This is a genomic window from Micromonospora sp. NPDC005367 (assembly GCF_040606825.1).
Classification (GTDB): Bacteria; Actinomycetota; Actinomycetes; order Mycobacteriales; family Micromonosporaceae; genus Micromonospora.
The window spans coordinates 25724-42356 of record NZ_JBEXFP010000056.1 but is presented as its reverse complement, the minus strand read 5'-3'; the positions used below and the strand labels follow the sequence as shown (position 1 = coordinate 42356).

17 protein-coding genes and 1 pseudogene are annotated in these 16633 nt (G+C 71.7%); 4 read left to right on the top strand and 14 right to left on the bottom strand.

Features of this window, described 5'->3' with window-relative positions:
* The 5 genes and pseudogenes from ABZS42_RS27805 to ABZS42_RS27785 form a co-directional block, all read right to left on the bottom strand.
* Positions 1 to 274, bottom strand: a 274-nt coding sequence (locus tag ABZS42_RS27805) for an FxsA family protein (protein WP_355150168.1), incomplete at its 3' end; no start/stop codon positions are given.
* Positions 275 to 349: 75 nt separating this feature from the next.
* On the bottom strand, positions 350 to 1135 hold the full coding sequence (locus ABZS42_RS27800; RefSeq protein WP_355150166.1) for a polyprenol monophosphomannose synthase: 786 nt from the start codon (positions 1133 to 1135) through the stop codon (positions 350 to 352).
* A 38-nt stretch (positions 1136 to 1173) separates the two neighbouring features.
* Positions 1174 to 2721 (bottom strand): apolipoprotein N-acyltransferase, encoded by a 1548-nt coding sequence (lnt, locus tag ABZS42_RS27795; RefSeq protein ID WP_355150175.1) that lies wholly within the window; start codon positions 2719 to 2721, stop codon positions 1174 to 1176.
* A 121-nt stretch (positions 2722 to 2842) separates the two neighbouring features.
* Positions 2843 to 3457 (bottom strand): class I SAM-dependent methyltransferase, encoded by a 615-nt coding sequence (locus ABZS42_RS27790; RefSeq protein WP_355150173.1) that lies wholly within the window; start codon positions 3455 to 3457, stop codon positions 2843 to 2845.
* Positions 3458 to 3484: 27 nt separating this feature from the next.
* Positions 3485 to 4426, bottom strand: a pseudogene (locus ABZS42_RS27785) (NAD(P)/FAD-dependent oxidoreductase); the annotation flags it as partial.
* 71 nt (positions 4427 to 4497) lie between these two features.
* On the opposite strand from ABZS42_RS27785, the gene ABZS42_RS27780 reads away from it, so the two are divergent.
* Positions 4498 to 5079: an XRE family transcriptional regulator gene (locus tag ABZS42_RS27780; protein ID WP_355150164.1), complete on the top strand. Its 582-nt coding sequence runs from the start codon at positions 4498 to 4500 to the stop codon at positions 5077 to 5079.
* Between the two features lie 410 nt (positions 5080 to 5489).
* Here the strand turns inward: ABZS42_RS27780 and ABZS42_RS27775 are convergent, their stop codons facing one another.
* Genes ABZS42_RS27775 through ABZS42_RS27750 form a run of 6 tightly spaced genes read right to left on the bottom strand, consistent with a single transcriptional unit; the run spans position 5490 to position 12262 of the window.
* Positions 5490 to 6827, bottom strand: coding sequence for a glutamate mutase L (locus ABZS42_RS27775; RefSeq protein ID WP_355150162.1), 1338 nt, complete (start codon positions 6825 to 6827; stop codon positions 5490 to 5492).
* Positions 6824 to 7222, bottom strand: coding sequence for a hotdog domain-containing protein (locus ABZS42_RS27770; protein ID WP_355150160.1), 399 nt, complete (start codon positions 7220 to 7222; stop codon positions 6824 to 6826). Before ABZS42_RS27770 ends, ABZS42_RS27775 begins: the two co-directional genes overlap by 4 nt.
* Positions 7219 to 7983, bottom strand: a complete 765-nt coding sequence (locus ABZS42_RS27765; RefSeq protein WP_355150158.1) for an OAM dimerization domain-containing protein — start codon at positions 7981 to 7983, stop codon at positions 7219 to 7221. The genes ABZS42_RS27770 and ABZS42_RS27765 overlap by 4 nt, the downstream gene beginning before the upstream one ends.
* A complete protein-coding gene (locus ABZS42_RS27760; protein ID WP_355150156.1) occupies positions 7980 to 9590 on the bottom strand; it encodes a lysine 5,6-aminomutase subunit alpha in 1611 nt (536 codons plus the stop codon). The genes ABZS42_RS27765 and ABZS42_RS27760 overlap by 4 nt, the downstream gene beginning before the upstream one ends.
* A gap of 52 nt (positions 9591 to 9642) precedes the next feature.
* Positions 9643 to 11208, bottom strand: a complete 1566-nt coding sequence (locus ABZS42_RS27755) for an amidohydrolase family protein (RefSeq protein WP_355150154.1) — start codon at positions 11206 to 11208, stop codon at positions 9643 to 9645.
* Between the two features lie 4 nt (positions 11209 to 11212).
* Positions 11213 to 12262 (bottom strand): zinc-binding alcohol dehydrogenase, encoded by a 1050-nt coding sequence (locus ABZS42_RS27750; protein WP_355150172.1) that lies wholly within the window; start codon positions 12260 to 12262, stop codon positions 11213 to 11215.
* A gap of 153 nt (positions 12263 to 12415) precedes the next feature.
* On the opposite strand from ABZS42_RS27750, the gene ABZS42_RS27745 reads away from it, so the two are divergent.
* The gene (locus ABZS42_RS27745; protein ID WP_355150152.1) at positions 12416 to 13822 is read left to right on the top strand and encodes a lysine 2,3-aminomutase; all 1407 of its coding nucleotides are present in this window, start codon (positions 12416 to 12418) and stop codon (positions 13820 to 13822) included.
* Positions 13823 to 14128: 306 nt separating this feature from the next.
* A complete protein-coding gene (locus ABZS42_RS27740) occupies positions 14129 to 14263 on the top strand; it encodes a hypothetical protein (RefSeq protein WP_355150150.1) in 135 nt (44 codons plus the stop codon).
* On the opposite strand, the gene ABZS42_RS27735 is transcribed toward ABZS42_RS27740, so the two are convergent.
* Together ABZS42_RS27735 and ABZS42_RS27730 are read right to left on the bottom strand one after the other, a co-directional pair.
* Positions 14244 to 14573, bottom strand: a complete 330-nt coding sequence (locus ABZS42_RS27735) for a YnfA family protein (protein WP_076471827.1) — start codon at positions 14571 to 14573, stop codon at positions 14244 to 14246. The genes ABZS42_RS27740 and ABZS42_RS27735 overlap by 20 nt on opposite strands.
* Positions 14574 to 14656: 83 nt before the next feature.
* A complete protein-coding gene (locus ABZS42_RS27730) occupies positions 14657 to 14848 on the bottom strand; it encodes a CsbD family protein (RefSeq protein ID WP_355150147.1) in 192 nt (63 codons plus the stop codon).
* A 317-nt stretch (positions 14849 to 15165) separates the two neighbouring features.
* Between ABZS42_RS27730 and ABZS42_RS27725 the strand changes: the two genes are divergently transcribed.
* On the top strand, positions 15166 to 15780 hold the full coding sequence (locus tag ABZS42_RS27725; protein WP_355150170.1) for a CatB-related O-acetyltransferase: 615 nt from the start codon (positions 15166 to 15168) through the stop codon (positions 15778 to 15780).
* Between the two features lie 66 nt (positions 15781 to 15846).
* Here the strand turns inward: ABZS42_RS27725 and ABZS42_RS27720 are convergent, their stop codons facing one another.
* Complete coding sequence (locus ABZS42_RS27720) at positions 15847 to 16557, bottom strand: SDR family NAD(P)-dependent oxidoreductase (RefSeq protein ID WP_355150146.1); 711 nt, start codon at positions 16555 to 16557, stop codon at positions 15847 to 15849.
* Positions 16558 to 16633: the final 76 nt, after the last annotated feature.

Genomic DNA, 16633 nt, shown 5'->3' with positions numbered 1-16633 from the left:
CCACGGCGCAGCGGAATGCCGGAACAGGTATGGACGGGACGACGCAGGGTAGGCGATCGGACAGCGCTGACGAACGGGTGGTCGTGCCGGCGCAGCCCCGCCAGGCGCGCATCCCCTCGCGACGCAGCAGCACCAGCCCCAGCAGCGACACCGCGAACACCAGCAGCACCGCCACCCCGAACCCGACGGCCCGCCCCACCAGGACGAACACCGCCAGCTCGATCGCCACCGCGCCCAGCAGAGCCAGTGGTACGAACCTCAGTCCTCGGCGCATCTCACCCCATCGGTCGTCCCGTGGCGCCCTTGGCGCCGGGCGCCCTCGTCCAGCATGACACGTCGGGGCTCAACCTCACGACGCCCGACCCAGGCCGCGCCGCCACGCCCGTCCCCGGTCCTGAACGGCCCAGGTGGTTATCCGCCACAGCGCCTCGGCCACGATCAGCGCGTTCATCTTGCTGCTGCCGTGTTCCCGTTCGGCGAAGGTGATCGGCACCTCGACGATCCGCATGCCCGCCCGGTGCGCCAGACGGGACAGCTCCACCTGGAACGAGTAGCCCTGCGAGCAGACCGACGACAGGTCCATCGCGTCCAACGCGCCGCGCCGGTAGACCCGGTAGCCGCCGGTGGCGTCGGAGACCGGCATACCCAGCGCCAGCCGCGCGTACAGGTTGCCGCAGCGGGACAACGCCAGCCGCCGCAGCGGCCAGTTCACCACCCGCGCGCCCCTGGTCCACCGCGACCCGATCACCACGTCGGCGTCGCGGGCGGCGGAAAGCAGCGCCGGCAGGTCCTCCGGGGCGTGTGACCCGTCGGCGTCCATCTCCACCACCGCGTCGTAGCCGCGTTCCCGCGCCCACTCGAAACCGGCCAGGTAGGCCGCGCCCAGCCCTTCCTTGCCCTTCCGGTGCAGCACGTGCACCCGCGGGTCGGTGGCGGCGAGCGCGTCGGCGATCACCCCGGTGCCGTCGGGACTGTTGTCGTCGGCGACGAGAATTTCCACCGCCGGTGTTTCCCGTCGTACCCGGCCCACAATGTCACTGACATTGTCGGCCTCGTTGTAGGTGGGGATCACCACCAGCACCCTGCCGACACCGTCGACGCCTGCGCGACGTGTCGGGTCGGTCGCCTCGCTCACGGTCCCCCCTCCGCTCCCCGCCGGCGTACCGGCTGGGCCTATCCGGGCCCGACGCGCTGCCGGCGGCGCAACACCGCCGCCGCGGCCAGGGCGGCCACGGCCAGGCCGGCCAACACCACCTCCGGCCACAGTCCCACCCGGGTGGCCAGCGTGCGCCCGTCGGCCAGGGCCAGTTGCCGCACGACCACCTCACGGGTGTTGAACCCGGTGGCGTCGCTTACCCGCCCGTCCGGGGCGACGAACCCGGACACCCCGACCGTGGAGGCCATCAGAGCCGGTCGGCCGTGTTCCACCGCCCGCAACTGCACCATGGCCAACTGCTGGCGGGCCTCAGCCACGTCGAAGGTGGCGTTGTTGGTCTGCACCACGAGCAGCTGTGCGCCGCCGGTGACGGTGTCCCGGACCACCTCGTCGTACGCCACCTCGAAGCAGATCACGTCGCCGAGCGGCACCGCGCCGGCCCGCACCACGCCCGGGGTACTACCCGCCACGAAATCGGACCGCACCCGGTCGACCTCCTTGCTGACCATCCGGGCGATGTTCCGCAGCGGCACGTACTCGGCGAACGGCACCGGGTGCCGCTTCACGTACAGCTGGTCCAGATCGGGGCCGCTGCCGGGGCGCCACAGGATGCCGGCGTTGCGGACCTGCCCGGCGTCGGGACCGAGCAGCACCGCCCCGACCAGGATCGGCGCGCCGATCGTGTCGGCGGCCTGGGAGATCCGCGCCCCGGCGGTCGGGTTGCGCAGCGGATCGATGTCGCTGGAGTTCTCCGGCCACACCACCAGATCGGGGCGCGGCTGCGCACCGGCGGCGACCCGGCCGGCCAGCTCCAGGGTGGCGTCGACGTGGTTGTTGAGCACCGCCTGCCGTTGGGCGTTGAAGTCCAGGCCCAGGCGCGGCACATTGCCCTGCACGATCGCGACGGTGACCGTCGCGCCGCCTCCGGCACGTCCCACCGGCACCAGCAGTCCCGCCGTGCACAGCAGCACCGCCCCGACGGTCAGCCCGGCCACCGGCAGCCACCACCGGGTCTGCCGCCACCGGCCGACGTCCCACCGCCGCCATCCGGCGGCCAGCAGCAGCCCACCGGCCGTGGCGACGGCGAACGTCACCAGCGGGGCGCCGCCGAGCGCGGCCAGCCGCAGCAGCGGCGAGTCGCCCTGGCTGAACGCCAGCCGCCCCCACGGGAACCCACCGAACGGTGTGCGGTCCCGCAGCGCCTCCTGCCCCACCCAGAGCACCCCGGTCAGCGGCGCCCAGCACCACCGGGCCCGGTCGACCAGCGGCGACACCCAGGCCGTGGCGGCGCCGAGCAGCGCCAGATAGCCGGCCTGAAGCAGCGACAGCAGCACCCACGGCAGCAAACCGGTGTGCAGATTCGTCCAGGCCAGCAGCGGCGCGAAGAACGCCAGCCCGGTCAGAAAACCCAGTCCGGCGCCGGCGCGCAGCCGCCGCCGGTGGGTCGCGGCGGCCAGCAACGCCACCCCGACCGGCGCCAGCGGCCACACTCCGTACGGGGGGAACGCCACCAGCAGCGCCAGGCCCGCCGCCACCGCCACCGGCACCGCGACCGCAAGCGGCAGCGGACGCGGGACGGCCGGGCGCGGCCGCGCCCCGTCGGTTCGCTTCTCGTCCGGGTCGACGGTCGTCACGGGCGCCTCAGCACGATCACGGTGGTGAAGGCTACCCGGCCGGGTGGGCCCGTCACGAACGGCGGCGCGCCACGAGTACCGCGTCGTGGATGGTGACCTCCCGCCCCTGCGGGTCCACCACCGTACGGGGCCGCGCCTCGGCCCGCACGTCCCACCCGGCCGGGTCGAGCACCGCCGCGGCATCCTCGGCGGTGTACATCATCTCCGGCAGGTGCATCCGGTTGATGCTGGTGCGCAGGTCCCACGGATGGTGCCCGACGATCAGCAGGGTGCCGCCCACGGCGACGGCGGCGGCCAGCCGGGCGAACAGGACATCGCGTTCATCGCCGGGCAGGTGCATGAACTGGGCGTTCACCAGGTCGTAGCCGGCTTCGACGGGTGGCTGCTCCCGCACGTCGGCGTGGATCCACTCGACGCGGTCGGCGACGCCGGCGTCCTCGGCGTGCGCGGCGGCCCGCTCCAGCGCGACCCGGGAGATGTCCACGGCGGTGACCTGCCAGCCTCGCCGGGCGAGCCACACCGCGTCGGCGCCCTCGCCGCTGCCCACGTCCAGGGCCCGGCCCGGGGGCAGGCCGGTGGCCTCGGCCACCAGCTGCGGGTTGGGTCGTCCGCTCCACACCGACGGCCGGGACGAGTACCGCTGCTCCCACGCCTGCTCGGTGAACATGGTCGCGACCCGGTGCCGGCGTTCCCGCACGGCCTCGCGGGTGTCCTCCGCCACCAGGTCCGCGTTGATCGCCGCGCCGGCGGTCAGGCCGGCGGCGGCGGCGCCGATCACCTGGGCGCGTACGTCGGCGACGTTGCCGGCCACCCACACTCCCGGCACGGTGGTGGCACCGGTCGGGTCGGCGGGGATCTGGGTGCCGGACACGTGCCCGCCCAGCTCCGCTTCGACGGCGGTGAGGCCCAGCTCGGCGAGCAGCCCGGCGCGGGCGGTGAACCGGGGCGCCACCACCAGCGCGTCGAGGTCGACGACAGCGCCGTCGGCCAGCCGCACCCCGGTGAGCGCGTCACTGGCCACCACGAGTTCCTCCACGGGGCCGTCCACAACGGTGATCTCCCGGGCGGAGAGCTGTTCCAGCTCGTCACCGCTGGGCTGCGGCGCGTCGTGCACCAGCAGCAGCACGTGCGGGCTCCACTGCCGCCACAGCAGCGCCTGCTGCACGCCGGTCGGTCCGGTGGCGAGCACCCCGATGCGCCGGTCGCGGGCCTCCCATCCGTGGCAGTACGGGCAGTGCAGCACGTCCCGGCCCCACCGCGTCGCCAGGCCGGGCATGTCGGGTAGCTCGTCGACCAGCCCGGTGGTGACCAGCAGCCGCCGCGCCCGCACCACTGTCGAGTCGGTGAGGGTGAGGGTGAACCCGGTGTCGTCGCGGGCGACACCCGCCACGGCGCCGGTGACGACCTTTCCGCCGTAGCCGGTGACCTCGGCCCGCCCGGCGGCCAGCAGCTCACCTGGCGCGGCGCCCTCCCGGGTCAGGTAGTTGTGCACCCCCTCGGCGGGGGCGTTGCGCGGCTCACCGGCGTCCACCACCAGCACCGAGCGGCGCGCCCGCGCCAGGGCCAGCGCCCCGGCGAGTCCCGCCGCACCGCCGCCGACCACCACCACGTCATACCTGTCGCCCACCTGAGACACCTCCCGGTCGTGTTCCGCTCGCCGCCCACGCTGCACCCACCACCGCCACAACGACAAGTAATGTTGCTGGTATGGCAAACGACGAGGTGTTGCTAGCCGAGGTCGGCCCGCGGCTACGGGCCCTGCGTAAACAACGCGGCACCACACTGAGCCAGCTCGCCGACGACACCGGCATCTCGGTGAGCACCCTGTCCCGGCTGGAGTCCGGCGGCCGCCGCCCCACCCTGGAACTACTGCTGCCGCTGGCCCGCGCCCACCAGGTGCCCCTCGACGAACTCGTCGGCGCACCCCACGTCGGCGACCCGCGCGTACAGGCCCGCCCGATCGTGCGCCACGGCATGACGTTCCTGCCGCTGACCCGCCGCCCGGGTGGGCCGCAGGCGTTCAAACAGATCCTGCCGCCCGGCACCCCCACCGGCGACCCCGGCCAGCAGACCCACGAGGGCTACGAGTGGCTCTACGTGCTCTCCGGCCGGCTGCGGCTGCTGCTCGGCGACCACGACCTGATCCTCACCCCGGGGGAGGTCGCCGAATTCGACACCCGGGTACCGCACCGACTGCTCAACCCGGGCCCCGACACCGCCGAGGTGATCAACCTGTTCGGCCCGCAAGGGGAACGCCTGCACGTGCGGGCCCGACCCCACGCCCGCTGACCCCACCACGACCGGCGCCCGGACATGAAAATCGGGGCGCGGCCAACGCCGCGCCCCGATGCTCCCAGGCCCTTCCCGGCCGGTGGGGCAAGAATGCGGCACGCCGACCTTCGGACCGACCAGACGCGGACTGGCTGCCCCCGCCGGGCCGTTGTCTACTGGCCGTGCGCCTCACTCCACCCGTACACCGGTTACCGCGGCCGGTTCGCGCCGCCCCGCCGACCCCCGCCCGCTGGACCTGGCCGCCGCGACGAACAACTGTGTCGCTCGGCCAGCGGACGAAGGGACGAAGCGAACAACAGCCGCTTCCCGTAGTAGGACTCAAAGACGGTACGTGCTGCCCCCCAGGCCGTGTCAACCCGCCCCCGGCCTTTCGCGTGTCGCAGCCCGGCGTGTCGTGACCGGAAACATCAATCCACGCCCAGATGCCGACCCAGCAACACCCCCGCCACCTGCGGATGCTCCGCCGCGAGCAACCCACCGGCAGCCAACACGTACTCCACGTCCACCACCGGCCGCGCCGCCCTCGGCAACGGCCACCCACCGGCGTGATCGGCCAGCACCGCGCTGAGCACCTGCACCGCCTGCCCGGCCGGGGCGTGCCGCAGCACACCACCGGAACCCACGACCAGCCGCACGTCCCGCAGATCCCGGCCGGCCCGCTCACCGGTGGCGCCACCGCGGGCATGCCGGCGCAGCGCCACCGTCGCGGCCAACTCCGCGATCCGCCGCTCCGCCTCCTGCTGCGCCGCGCCTGCGGGCAAAAACCCCGGCTCGGCGGCCCGCACCGCCGCCGCCCGCGTCAGCTCCTCCTGCTCCCCCGGACCGAGCAGCCGCTCCTCGGCCGCCGCCCGCACCACCCCCGGCGCACTCCACCGCATCCCCAGGTCCCCCTCCACGGTGCGGGCCCGCCACAGCGAACCGGCCACCTCACGACCCGGCCCGGTGGCCCGCTCGTCAGGAGTCAGCACCGAATACACATCGGTGGTCGCCCCACCGACGTCCACCACCGCCAGGTCCCCGCCGACCCGGTCGGCGAGCACCTCCACCCCGGTCAGCACCGCGTCCGGGGTGGCCGCCCGCACCAGCCGCGCGAACCGGGCCCCCCGCGACAACCGCTTCCCGCCGATCACATGCCGCAGGAACACCTCCCGGATCGCCGAACGCGCCGACTCGGGCGCGAGCACGCCGATGCGGGGCAGCACATTGTCGGCCACCGTCACCGGCACCCCGGCCACCGCCAACGCCGCCGCCAGCTCCGCCCGCACCTCGACGTTGCCGGCCAGCACCACCGGCACCCGCCACCGGGCCCGCGCCAGCCGGGTCGCGTTGTGCGTCAACACCTCGGCGTCCCCACCGTCGGTGCCACCGACCAGCAACACCACATCCGGGCGGGCCGCCCGCAACGCACGAAGCTCCGCCGCACCCAACCGGCCCGCAGCCACGTGCACCACGTTCGCGCCCGCCGACAAACCCACCCGCCGGCCCGCCTGCGCGGTCACGAGCTGCTCGTAGCCGACCACCGCCAACCGCAGCCCACCGCCGGCCGACGAGCACACGTACCAGGCCGGATCCCCAGCGCCCAGACCGGCCGTCGCCGCCGCGACGGCCGCGTCCAGGCCGTGCAGCACGTCCGTGCCGACCGTCGTCGGCGCCGCGGCCGCCGCCACCAGCTCACCGCCGTCCAGGTCGACCACCGCCACCTTCGTGTACGTCGACCCGACGTCGGCGCAGACCGCGACGTTCACGCCGCCGGCGGCACGACCACCGTGCCGGTGGCGGTGACCGCCACGACCGGCGCGTCCAGCACCTCCGCGGCCGACTCACCCCGATCCGGGCGGCCCCGGCACACCACCGCGCAGCTCAACTCCAACGTCCGGCTGCGGGTGCCGATCCGGGCGACCCGCGCGGTCACCTCCACCACGTCGCCGGCCCGGATCGGAGCGAGGAACCGCACATCGGCGTAACCGGCGAACAACCCCTCGTCGCCGTCGGTACGGATGCACACCTCGGTGGCGACATCCCCGAACAAGCCCAACGCGTACGCCCCGTCGACCAGGTTCCCCGCATAGTGGGCGTGCGAGTACGGCACGTACCGCCGGTGCGTCACCATCAACCCCAACCGCGGATCCTGCCCCGTCATACCTTCGCCTTCCTGTTCGTGACCAGCGCGTGCGTCAGGTAACTGGCCACCTCACCCGGCGTGGTGCCCCGGCCGAAGATCCGGTCCACACCCAACTCCTCGGCCATCGTCTCGTCGAACCGCGGCCCACCCACGATCAGCAACGGACGCCGCCCCGCCGGCATGGCCTCCCGGAACGCCGCCGACATCTCCCGCGTGTTGTGCAGATGCGCGTCGCGCTGCGTCACCACCTGCGACACCAGCACCGCGTCCGCCTTCTCCACCCGGGCCGCCTCCACCAGCTCCGGCACGCTCACCTGCGCACCGAGGTTGGTCACCTTCAACTCCCGGTAGTACTCCAGGCCCTTCTCCCCCGCGATGCCCTTGACGTTCAAAATCGCGTCGATGCCCACCGTGTGCGCGTCCGTGCCGATGCACGCCCCCACCACCGACAACTTGCGCCGCAGCTTCTGCCGCACCAGGGCGTTGACCTCCTTGGCCGACAGCAACGGATAGTCCCGCTCCACCACCTGCACCGCGGACACGTCCACCAGATGGTTCACCCGCCCGTACACGACGAAGAACGTGTACCCGTCGCCCATCTGCTTCGCGTGCACCAGCATCGCCGGGTCGATGCCCATCTTCGCGGCCAACTGGATCGCCGCGCCCTCGGCCCGCTTGTCGTGCGGCACCGGCAACGTGAACGACACCTGCACCATCCCGTCACCGGTGGTGTCCCCGTACGGCCGCACGATCTTCTTCTCGACACCGCCCGCGCTCACGACCGGCCCGCCGTCACACCCGAGCCCGCCACGTCACCACGCACACCCGCCGGTTCCGCCTCCAGGATCTCCGTGGCCGGATTCCAGTAGTCCGCCTCGTGCCGCGCCACCCCGTCCAAGCCCTTGCCCCGGTCCGGTGGGCGTTTCATGATGCCGAACGTGCCCTCGGCGATCGCCGTCAACAACGACTGCCCACCGATCCGCTCCAAAAGGTCCACCGCCTCACGCAGCACCGCGTACGCCCGCTGCTGGATGAACCCGCCCGGCGCCGGCACGAAATCCTCGTGCAACCCACCCGCCGCGCCCAGCACGTAACGCACGTTCTGCAACGCGATGTCCCGGTCCGACAACCACGGCGTCACCACCGCCTCGGTCATCATCCCCACCAGCAGGATGCCCTGCCCGGTCATCGTCCCCGCCAGGTTGAAGAACCCGTCGAGCAGGTTCCCGCGGAACACGTCCCCGGTCATGTGCTTCGTCGGCGGCATCCACTTCAGCGGCGCGTCCGGGAACAACTCCCGCGCCAGCAACGCGTGCGCCAACTCCAGCCGGAACGACTCCGGCACATCCGGGTTGATCTCGAACGCGTGCCCCAACCCCAACTGCCAGTCCGCCAACCCCGCCTCGTGCGCGAAGAACTCGTTGAGCAGCTGCGACACCGTCACCGTGTGCGCCTCCTCCACCGCGTCGGCGGTGGTGAGGTAGTTGTCCTCCCCGGTGTTGATGATGATTCCCGCCCGCGCGTGCACCTGCCGCGAGAACCGCTGATCCACGAACGTCCGAATCGGATTGATGTCCCGGAACAGGATCCCGTACATCGAGTCGTTCAACATCATGTCCAGGCGTTCCAGGCCCGCCAGGGTCGCCATCTCCGGCATGCACAACCCGGACGCGTAGTTCGTCAACCGCACGTACCGGCCCAGTTCCTTCGACGACACATCCAACGCCGCCCGCATCAACCGGAAGTTCTCCTGCGTCGCATACGTGCCGGCGAACCCCTCCCGCGTCGCACCCTCCGGCACGTAGTCCAGCAACGACTGCCCGGTCGACCGGATCACCGCGATCACGTCCGCGCCCGCCCGCGCCGCCGCCTGCGCCTGCGGAATGTCCTCATAGATGTCACCGGTCGCCACGATCAGGTAGATCCACGGCCGCTGCTTCGGATCCCCGTACCGCCGCACCAGACGATCCCGCTCGGCCCGGCGCCGGTCGATCTGCCGCACCCCCGCGGCGACCGCCCTCCGGGCCGCCCGCCGGGCAGCCGTGGCGGCCTTGCCGGTGGGCTGGCTGAACCGCACCGACCCGGCGGCGGCCTTCTGCGCCAGCAACGTCACATCCGTCAGATCCTCCCGCGTGAGCGCGTCGAACACCGCCGCCGCCACCCCGTGGCCCAGACCCACATCCGCCACCACCGCATCCACCAGACGGTTCACCCACGGAATACCGTCCGGGTCGGCGCCGGTCACCCCGGCCAGCCGCAACACCGCCCGCTCCACCGACACCGTCGTATGGCTACGGGCCAGGTCCACCACCGGCTGCCCCGCGCGCCGCGCCAACTCCCGCGCCCGCGCCACCAGCACCGGATCAAGATCAAGCTTCCCGGTCACGCCGCCGCCCCGCTTCGACACGCCACGCCGACATGCCCGATGATTCGCTTCCTCACGCAGACCCTTCCTCATAGATCACGTCACCGCGCAACACCGTGCGACGGCACACCGGCAGCGGCGTCGGATCCTGCGGCCCCCGCAACTCCGGATCGTCGGCCAGCAACACCGGCAAACCCCGATCAACCCCCGCCGGCGTGTCCCACACCGCGAACGTCGCCGGCGCACCCAACGCGAGCACCCCCTCGTTGTCCAGATGCACCGCCCGCCACCCGCCACGGGTGTGCGCCGCGAACGCCGCCCGCACACTCATCCGCTGCGCAGCACTGTGATGCGCCGCCGCCGCCCGCACCGACCCCCACGGATCCACCGGCGTCACCGGCGAATCCGACCCGAACGCCAACGCCACCCCGACGGAATGCATCGCACCCATCGGATTCGACGCCAACGACCGCGCCAACCCCAACCGCGACTCGTACATGCCACCCGCGCCACCCCACAACCGGTCGAACGCCGGCTGCATGCTCGCCACGATCCCGTACTCCACGAACCCGGCGATCAGCCGCTTGTCCACGATCTCCGCATGCTCGATGCGGTGCCGCGCCGCACGCACCCGCTCCACACCCAGCTGCCGCACCACCGACGCGAACCCCTCAAGGACCGTGCCGATCGCCGCGTCCCCGATCGCGTGGAACCCGCCCTGCAACCCGTGCGCCGCACAGTCCAGCAGATGCTCACGCACCTGCTCCGCCGACAGGTAGCCATGCCCGACGCCCTCCCCGTCCAGGTACGGCTGCGACAGATGAGCGGTACGCGAACCCAACGCCCCGTCCGCGAACAGATCACCACCGGCACCCACCGCACCCAACTCCCGGGCCCGCGCGGCACCACCCAACTCACCCCAGTACCCGTACACCTCCGGCACACCCGCACCCGAGATGCCCAGCAAACCCGTGAAGTCCTCCTCGTCGGAGATCCCCGGCCCACCGCACTCGTGCACCGCCGCGACCCCCAACGACGCCGCCTGCGCCAACGCCAGCCGCTGCGCCGCCACCCGCTGCGCCCGCGGCACCGACCCGAACGCCGCGGCCCGAACCACGTGGTGCGCGTCACGACGCACCCACCCCGACTCGTCGAACCCCGCCGCGGCCACCACCTCCGGCACCGCCGCCAGCATCGCCCGCGACACCAACGCCGAATGGATCGACGCCTGCGACAGGTACACCCGCCGACCACCGGCCGCCCGGTCCAACGCCACCGCGTCCGGCAACTGCGGCGCGCCCCAACGCGACTCGTCCCAGCCGTGACCCAGCACCACCGCGTCCACCGGCAAGCCCGCCGCGAACCCGGCCACCGCGTCCAACAGCTCCCCCGCCGAACGCACCCCCGACAGATCCAGCCCCGACAACGCCAACCCGGTATCCGTCGCATGCACGTGCGCGTCCACGAACGCCGGCGTCACCAACGCCCCGCCCAGATCCACCACCCGATCGGCCACGGGCGCGTCCGCGTCCACCCCCAGCCAAGTGATCCGCCCACCGGAAACCAGCAGCGCGGTCGCGTTCGGGTCGGCGGGGCAGTGCAACATGCCACCGCGGTACAACGTCGAGGGGTTCGTCATGACCTCAGTCTGCCGCCAACCGGGACTCGAAGAGCCGACGGACCCCCGGCTCCGCGCGCAGCAACCCCAACGCCAACTCCGCGTGCCCCGGCACGTACCCGTTGCCCACCAGCATCGTCACGTCCGCCGCGAGGCCCTCCGCGCCCAGCGCCGCCCCGGCGAAACTCGTCGCCATCGAGAAGAAGATCACGGTGCCGCCGTCCGCGGTGCCCAGGATCGCCCCGTGCTCGCAACCCGGCACGTCCACGCACACCACCGTCACGTCCGCCGGCACACCCAACGCCGTGGTCACCGCCGTCGACACCGCCACCGGATCCCTGGCGTCGGCCAACGCCACCGCATCGGCCAAACCCGCCGCCGCCAGCGCGTCCCGCTCCGCCGCCACCGGCACCACCCCGACCGTACGGCCCGCGCCCGCCCGCCGCGCCGCCGCAAGAGACAGCGAGCCACTCTTACCCGCCCCGCCGATCACCGCCACCGTCACCGGCCGGGCATCACCGTCCCGCACCCGATCCGTCACATATCGTGACACCACCCGCGCCGTCAACGCCGGCGCCCCACACACGTCCAGCACCGCCAGCGACAACTGCGGATCCTCGTCCGGCGGCAACACCGCGGCGATCGACCGGGCGAACAAGATCGCGTACCCGTCGCACGGCACCTGCTCACTGCGACCGTCCCAGCGCGCCAACCCGTCGGTGATCACCAGCGGCGTCAACGTCAACGACACCAGCGTCGCCACCCGCCGCCCCGGCGCCAACCCCAGCGGCGACCGGCGGCCCGCCTCCTCCACAGTGCCGATCAGCATCCCGCCCGAACCGGTCACCGGGTTTTGCATCTTCCCCCGCGTGCCGACGATCTCCAGCACCTCGGCGCGCACCGCATCCCCGTCACCGCCGTGCTTCTCCCACAGCTGCCGGAAACTCGCCGCGTCCAGGTTCAGCCGCTCCACCCGGATCCGCACCTCGTTCGCCGCGATCTCCGGACTCGCATCCAGCCGCCAGGCCGCCTGCGGCAGCACCCCCGCCGGTTCCACGACGCGGTGCAGACCCACCGGTGACGTCACGCCGACCTCCCCCTGTCCAACCGCCCGAAGCCCCGGTCAAGGCTCGCATCGCGGGAAAACTTCCGGCAGACTAATTTCTAGGCCGCAGATTTTCCAGTAGCCTTCGGGCGGCTGATCAACCGCACGACACGAGGAGGGGCCGTGACCCAGACCCAACCGGTGGAGACCATCCCCACAGCCCGCCCCACCCCGGTCGCCGCGCCCACCGCCGGCCAGCCCTACGAATACCGACGAACCCCACTCGTCGAACCCGACTGGACCCGCTTCCCCGGCTGGCGCGACATCACCCGCGAACAGTGGGAATCCGCCCAATGGCAACGGGTCAACTGCATCAAGAACATCAAGCAACTCCGCGCCGTCCTCGGCGACCTGGTCGACGACACCTTCTACGACGACCTCGCCACCGACCAGAGCGCGCACGCCACCATGTCGATGCTCGTACCGCCGCAGATGCTCAACACCATGGTCCCGTTCGCCCCCATGACCACCGAGGCGTTCCTGGCCGACCCCATCCGGCGCTACATGATCCCCGTCGCCTCCGACCGGCGCATCGACTGGCCCTCACACCCCTACGCCAGCCGCGACTCACTGCACGAACACGACATGTGGGTCGCCGAAGGCCTCACCCACCGCTACCCCACCAAGGTCCTCGCCGAGCTGCTCTCCACCTGCCCGCAGTACTGCGGGCACTGCACCCGCATGGACCTCGTCGGCAACTCCACCCCCGCCGTCGACAAGCTCAAACTCACCCTCAAACCCGTCGACCGCTACGACGCCCACATCAGCTACCTCAAGGCCCACCCGGGCGTACGCGACGTGGTCGTCTCCGGCGGCGACGTCGCCAACGTGCCGTGGCGCAACCTCGAGTCGTACCTGATGCACCTGCTGGAGATCGAGACCATCCGCGACATCCGGCTCGCCACCAAGGCGCTCATGGGCCTACCACAGCACTGGCTCCAGCCCGACGTGGTCGAAGGCCTCGAACGCGTCGCTCGCACCGCCGCCCGCCGCGGCGTCAACCTCGCCATCCACACCCACGTCAACCACGCCCAGTCACTCACCCCACTGGTCGCCCGCGCCGCCCAGACCGCCCTCGACGTCGGAGTCCGTGACGTCCGCAACCAGGGTGTCCTCATGCGCGGCGTCAACGCCACCAGCCGCGACCTGCTCGACCTCTGCTTCGCCCTGCAAGGCGAGGCCGGCATCCTGCCCTACTACTTCTACATGTGCGACATGATCCCCAACGCCGAACACTGGCGGGTCCCCGTCTGGCACGCCCAGCAGCTCCAGCACGACATCATGGGCTACCTGCCCGGCTACGCCACCCCACGGATCGTCTGCGACGTCCCCTTCGTCGGCAAACGCTGGGTACACATGCTCACCGAGTACGACCGCGAGCGCGGCATCTCCTACTGGACCAAGAACTACCGCACCTCCATCGAATCCGCCGACCTCGAAGCCCTCAACCGCCGATACGCCTACTACGACCCGATCGACACCCTGCCCGAATCCGGCCAGGCATGGTGGACCGAACACCGCGACGACTGACAACGACGAGCCGTCACCCCCGCCCACCGCGGGGGTGACGGGAAACAGCCGACCTCCACCAGCCCGACCAGCCGACTACCCCGCACCCTCGAGGAACACCTCGACTGGAGTGGGCTGGGCCGCGTCATCCTGATCTTCGGCCTGCTCCGGTACCTATACTCCGGCTACGCCTGGCTGAGCGCGGCCGCCAGCTTCCACATCCGCGCCCCGCACTTCGTCGAACGGCACAGCCTGCTCGTCATCGCCGACGCCCGCCGGATCCTCGGTACCGGCCGTCGTCCCAGCCGACTGATCACCGCCGCCCTGGTGCTCGCCACCATCCCGCTCGGCGCCACCGTCGGCGCCGCGTTGCGTCTCGCCGTGGTGATCGTGCTCCTGGCCGGGATGCTGCTGATCGACGGTCACCCGGGAGGCCGCCGGGTCAACGCGGCGCGTACATGATCACCGCGACTCCGAACAGGCAGATGACGGCGCCGGTCACGTCCCACCGGTCCGGGCGGAACCCGTCCACCAGCACACCCCACACCAGCGATCCGGCCACGAACACGCCACCGTACGCGGCGAGGATCCGGCCGAAGTTCGGATCGGGCTGGAACGTCGCCACGAAGCCGTAGATCCCGAGCGCGACCACCCCAGCGGCGACGAACCACAGCCCCCGGTGCTCCCGCCACCCCTGCCAGACGAGCCAGGCCCCGCCGATCTCGGCGAGCGCGGCCAGGGCGAAAAGCAGCAACGAACGCAGCACGGTCACGCCCTGAGGGTAGTTCGACCGGCCGCGCCGGATACGGAGCGGCGGCCCAGGGATCAACCCCTGGGCCGCCGCCGCTCACACCGTCACCGGAAGGCGTCGCGTGCGTTCTTGCCGGTTTCCTTGGCGCTCTGACCGGCCTGCTTGACCCGCGCCTCGCTCTGCTGCGTGGCGCCCTCCGCCCGCATGCTCTCGTTGTTGGTCATATCGCCGACCCGCTCCTTCGCGGCACCGGTCATCTGCTCCATCTTGTTCTTGGCCTTGTCGGTGAAGCTCATCTCGCCTCCTTGGTTGCGGCGTTCCCCCGGTGCGTGCCCGGTGTGGCTCGGTGCAAACGAGGTGCGAGGGCGCACGTCGCGTAAGGCATCCTAGGAAGATAGGTTGTAGCCTGATCGGGGCGTTGGAGTGTGTCGGAAGCGGTGCGTCACGTCTGCCGCCGACTGGAGAGCCCTCACCGATCCGAGGCGACACGGGCCGGAAAATGGGTGTGCTGGACAGGCGGGATCTCGCGATCATGGGCCTGGTCACGGACCCACGACCCACGAGGAGCCGCTCCCCCATGCCTCTGCCCGCCGACCCGACCCGCCTCCATCCGATGCCCGAGCAGCCACGCGTGGTGCTGCTCAAGCCGCTGGTGAAGTCCCCTCTGATCGAGGTCGGGGAGTACTCCTACTACGACGACCCGGACGACGCGACCGCGTTCGAGACGCGCAACGTGCTCTACCACTACGGGCCGGAGAAGCTGATCATCGGCAAGTTCTGCGCGCTCGGCACCGGTGTGCGGTTCATCATGAACGGCGCCAACCACCGGATGGACGGTCCCTCGACCTTCCCCTTCCCCACCATGGGCGGCCTTTGGTCCGAACACTTCGACCTGCTCACCGGCCTACCCAACCGAGGCGACACCGTCGTCGGAAACGACGTCTGGTTCGGCTACGGCACAACGATCATGCCGGGCGTACGGATCGGACACGGCGCGATCATCGGAACCGGCGCCGTGGTCACCGCCGACGTAGCCGACTACGGCATCGTCGCCGGCAACCCGGCTCGCCTCATCCGCACCCGCTACAGCGACCAGGACATCGCCCGGCTGCTGGCCGTGGCCTGGTGGGACTGGCCCACCGACCAAATCACCGCGCACCTGCGCACCATCATGTCGGGCAGTGTCGCCGAACTCGAAGCCGCCGCCCGCGACGTTCCGCGAGACTGACGTGGGCCGTCCCGAGACGGGTGGACTCCACGGCGCCGGTCTCGTACCGATGGCCGCTGCCGGAGATCACCAAGGCAGGCGGCCGTTGGCGTCGAAGTAGGCCCCGGTCGGGCCGTCCCGGTCCACCTGGGCCATCCTGACGATGATCTCGACGCCCTCCTCGACGGTCTGCGTGCCCGTTCGGCCGTTCAGGTCCGTCGCCGTGAATCCGGGCTCCACCGCGTTGATCCTCATCTCGGGCAACGCCTTCGCGTACTGCACCGTCACCATGTTGACCGCCGCCTTCGAGGCGGGATACGCCACCCCCGGATACCCGTACGCCGGCGCAGTCGGGTCGGTCAGCATGCTCACCGACGCCAGCCCGCTACTCACGTTCACCACCACCGGGGCGGCGGAACGCCGCAGCAGGGGCAGGAACGCGTGAGTGACCCGGACCAGTCCGAAGACGTTCGTCTCGAACATCGTCCGCATGTCCTCGGCGGTCACCTCCGCCGCACCGACGATCCCGTTGTCCGGTTTGCGGGCCTCGATGCCGGCGTTGTTGACCAGCACGTCCAGGCCGCTGCCCGCCGCCTCGACGGTCCGCACCGCCGCCGCGACCGAGGAGTCGTCGGTGACGTCGAGCAGGACGAACCGTGCGCCGAGGCGCTCGGCGGCGGCACGGCCGCGATCCGCGTTCCGGCTACCGATCCAGACGGTGTGCCCCGCAGCCAGCAGCCGCCGGGCGGTCTCGAACCCGAGTCCCTTGTTGGCTCCAGTGATCAATGTCGTCGTCATGCCCTCAACGCTGCACCGGCAGCCGGCGACCAGCCAGGCGTCCAGCCTTCCTGGGAACACCAGGGCCACCCTGGGC

Coding starts and splice junctions, on each gene's coding strand:
- ABZS42_RS27790 (WP_355150173.1), bottom strand. CDS start 3,457: ATGTTCACCGAGCAGGCGTGGGAGCAGCGGTACTCGTCCCGGCCGTCG.
- ABZS42_RS27780 (WP_355150164.1), top strand. CDS start 4,498: ATGGCAAACGACGAGGTGTTGCTAGCCGAGGTCGGCCCGCGGCTACGG.
- ABZS42_RS27770 (WP_355150160.1), bottom strand. CDS start 7,222: ATGACGGGGCAGGATCCGCGGTTGGGGTTGATGGTGACGCACCGGCGG.
- ABZS42_RS27755 (WP_355150154.1), bottom strand. CDS start 11,208: ATGACGAACCCCTCGACGTTGTACCGCGGTGGCATGTTGCACTGCCCC.
- ABZS42_RS27730 (WP_355150147.1), bottom strand. CDS start 14,848: ATGAGCTTCACCGACAAGGCCAAGAACAAGATGGAGCAGATGACCGGT.
- ABZS42_RS27725 (WP_355150170.1), top strand. CDS start 15,166: ATGCCCGAGCAGCCACGCGTGGTGCTGCTCAAGCCGCTGGTGAAGTCC.
- ABZS42_RS27720 (WP_355150146.1), bottom strand. CDS start 16,557: ATGACGACGACATTGATCACTGGAGCCAACAAGGGACTCGGGTTCGAG.